This window comes from Lutibacter sp. HS1-25 (assembly GCF_004121075.1).
Taxonomy (GTDB): domain Bacteria; phylum Bacteroidota; class Bacteroidia; order Flavobacteriales; family Flavobacteriaceae; genus Lutibacter.
In genome coordinates this window covers 1-3770 of record NZ_RHLN01000047.1, presented here as the reverse complement: position 1 = coordinate 3770, position 3770 = coordinate 1, and the positions used below count along the sequence as shown (strand labels likewise).

The following is a 3770-nucleotide window of genomic DNA, read 5'->3' as shown; positions in this document are numbered from 1 at the left end:
TTGCAAATTTGTGCCAACAGACACTTCGACTCCGCTCAGTGATCAGTTAGGAAAGGTGGAATTTCATTTTTCAAGTCAAACACTAAGGAATGTCATTACAAATACAAAGGTGTTTCATTTGCGATGATTGCTTTTGAGTGTTTAATTTTAGGGTTTTAAAAATTCAATCTATTCGCTGTCTTAAAAAAATCAAAACATTTAAAGCTTCAAAATTTATTTAACCTAAAAAAAATGACATGAGAAATACTTTTATTATTATTTGTTTGCTCTTATTTAACAGTAATTTATTTTCTCAGGAATTTAAGCTTCCTGAAATTTTCCCTTCATCACCTACAGCTGCTGAATTGGGAAAGTTTGGCGCCTACCCTGTTAATCTTTCTACTGGACTCCCTCAAATTGAAATTCCTTTATATACCATTCAATCAGGTGATTTAAGCATTCCTATTACTTTAAAATACCATGCTTCTGGGATAAAAGTAAATCAGATGTCGTCTTGGGTTGGTTTAGGTTGGAGTTTGGATACTGGTGGTTTGATAAGTTTAGAAGTTAGAGATACACCAGATGAATTAGAACCTACCCCATATTCTATACCTAATATAAGTAATTTACAATCATTTATAACTCAAAATCCCTATAGCTTTCAACACCCTGACATACTAAATATAACGAAAAACTCATGGGTTAAAGATGCATATCATATTAACTTACCAACTGTAAATGGTACATTTTTTTTAGATTCTGATACTTCTGGAGAAGTGTTAGCAAAATTCCCGCCTGATGAATATAAAGTTTATAGAAATGCATCTCTAAATGTGAATAATGACTATTATTACAAGATTGTTGACAAAACTGGCATTGAATATTATTTTAAAAACATTGAAGATAGTCAATTAAATAAAACTAATTCGGGTGATGGTGGTGATTATCATGTTTACAATACAAAATATAAATCTGCTTGGTTACTCAATAAAATAATTGACCCAAAAGGTAATGTAATTGAATATAATTATGGCAATGCTTATTCTTTTACCCAGTATGGTCAATCACATTCACAAAGTTATTCCTATACAAATTCTTCGGATGGAAATTATTCTGCTACTATTCAGCCTTGGAAAATTTCACCTTCTTCAGCTACAACATTTACCAACAAACCTATGGAGGTTTTATTTCCAAATGGAAGAATTCGTTTTATACTAAACAGTAATTCACAATTTGATGGATTTGATGGTGGATCAGGTAAATTTTTAGAAAAAATAATAGTTGAAAAAGGTAGTGCTACCTATGGATATAATGAACTAAAAACAATCCACTTTGCTTATACAACAACAGGTGCTCCAAACTATTATACAAGTTCAGGAACTAACAAATACCGTTTTAAATTAGACCATGTTTATGAAACTGCAGGACCTAGTATTGAAAAAGATATTGCAAGATTTGAATACTCAACTACACAATTACCAGAATCACGTTCTTATGCTATAGATTATTTTGGGTATTACAATGGTAAGAATAACACTAATTTGATACAAAAAAGAGATATATCATACAATAATAGTATGTATTCTACTCAAATTCAACAGATTGGTTTGGCAGACAGAAGTATTAACATTGACAAAATGAAGGCTGGAATATTAACTAAAGTTATATACCCAACTAAAGGGTATACTCAATTTGAATATGAACCCAATTCTTTTTATGGCAAAAATATATTTTTAAAAGATGAGTCAGTAAAGGAAACACTTGATATTATTGGAACTGGAAATGGTTCCAAAAACCCTAAAACAATGATTTGTATGGATGATTGCGGTATACAATACGAATCATTGAATTTTACAACCAATGAAAATATGAGTATTGCAATTACGGGATCTATGGTTTGCAATAACTGTAGCCCTTCAAACTCAAAATATGCCTATTCTACAATTTATGTGGTAAATAATGGTCAATTAAAATATAGCTTTACAGGATACACAAATAGCTTAAATGAACAAATTTTAGTTTCACCAGGTAGTGTTACGATTACTTTAGAAGTTTATGGGAGTGTTGTTGAAGCTCATTTACAGGTTGCCTACTGGAAAACTCTTGGTAATTTACCTGATGAAAATGTACAAGGTTTTGGTTTGAGAATAAAAAATATTACAAATTATAATGATGACAATCAATTTGTAGGTCAAAAAAATTATGAATATACCCTTCCTAATTCTACAAATTCTAGTGGAAAACTCATTAATAATGATTCTAAATATGATCGTTTTTCTTCCTCTGAGTATTTTTCATATACTTCATGCCTATCCCCTTCTATTTATAGCAACACTAATACCTACACCTATTCTTCCTCATCAAAAAGTGGGTTTGAAAATAATAGCATCACTTATGAATATGTTACAGAATTGCAAAAAGATAATCTAGGAGGTACAAATGGCAAAACCGTACACCAATTTACAACTGAAGCTGATGATATTGTTGATACTAATACGCATACTATAATATTAAGTAATGGTAGTAAAAGAGGAAATCTTTTAAAAAAAGAAGTCTATAGTGATGCAGAAAAATTATTATTAATAGAAGAAAATTTCTATTCTGATAAATCTACAAAATTAAATTCTAGGGCAGATTTTAAAGCATTTAAATATTCCGATTCAAACATAAATAATAACAACCCTTGCGCTCCACCACCTTTTAGATTGGATAACTCAATTGAATTGGTTGAATCTAATCTACAATTGGCATGGTACAAAAAAGACAAAACTGAAGTTACTGAATATTTTTATGATGAGATTGGAAACTTGATTGAGGAATTGAAAACAACAAGTAATTACATTTATAATTCACAAAATCAAGAAATTTCAGAAAGTACGATCACTAATTCTAAAAATGAAATTATTAAAAATAGCTATAAATATGCTCACGATTTAAATGATTTACGCTTAATAAATGATAATCGTATTGCCATTCCTCTTGAAACTACTAAGATTAATGGCAGTCAAATTATTAACAATCAAAAAAATGTATATACAGATTATGGGAATTTATATTTACCTAATGAAATCTATATAAAAAAGGGAGGTTTGGTAAATTTAGATTCTGCTATAGATCGAAATTTTGTATATGACAATTATGACACTAAAGGAAATATTATTCAATATCATTCAGAAAATACAGCACCTGTTGCTATTATATGGGGTTACAAACAACAATACCCCGTTGCTAAAATAGAAAATGCATCTTATGCTGATGCAATAGCTTTGATTTCTCAAACAATTCTAGATAACCCTACTAATGACAGTGCATTAAAAACTGAATTGAATAAGATTAGAACAGGCTTGCCAACTGCAATGGTCACCACTTATACATACGACCCATTAATTGGCGTTACGAGTGTTACAGACCCTAAAGGTTATACCATTTATTATAAATATGATGCCTTTAACAGATTGGAGTATGTAAAAGATGCTGAGGGGAATATATTAAGTAAAAACGAATACAATTACAAACAATAAAAAAGATGATTATGAAAACGTTCCTTTTTACCATAGCAACCCTTTTTGTTTCGTCTTTTATGATTGGACAAACAACTACAGAAAATTATGTTAAAACCACTTCCTATCAAGTAGCAACAACCACGGGAAGTGTGGCCAATGATGATAAAATAGAAACCATTACCTATTTTGATGGTTTAGGAAGAGCTAAGCAAAGTATAGGTATTAGAGCTGGTGGTGGCTCTGAAGATATAGTTACCTATATTGGATATGATGAATTTGGTAGACAAA

2 protein-coding genes are annotated in these 3770 nt (G+C 30.1%); both read left to right on the top strand.

Annotation, left to right across the window (positions count from 1 at the left end):
* The first annotated feature begins 236 nt into the window (after window positions 1-236).
* Window positions 237-3500 (top strand): RHS repeat domain-containing protein, encoded by a 3264-nt coding sequence (locus EC396_RS11880; RefSeq protein WP_129366908.1) that lies wholly within the window; start codon window positions 237-239, stop codon window positions 3498-3500.
* Window positions 3501-3511: 11 nt separating this feature from the next.
* Window positions 3512-3770: DUF6443 domain-containing protein (locus EC396_RS11875; protein ID WP_164975261.1), on the top strand; the 259-nt coding region annotated here is incomplete at its 3' end.

What these genes read in the sequence shown, in the direction of transcription:
- EC396_RS11880 (WP_129366908.1), top strand. Translation starts at nt 237, where the DNA reads ATGAGAAATACTTTTATTATTATTTGTTTGCTCTTATTTAACAGTAAT.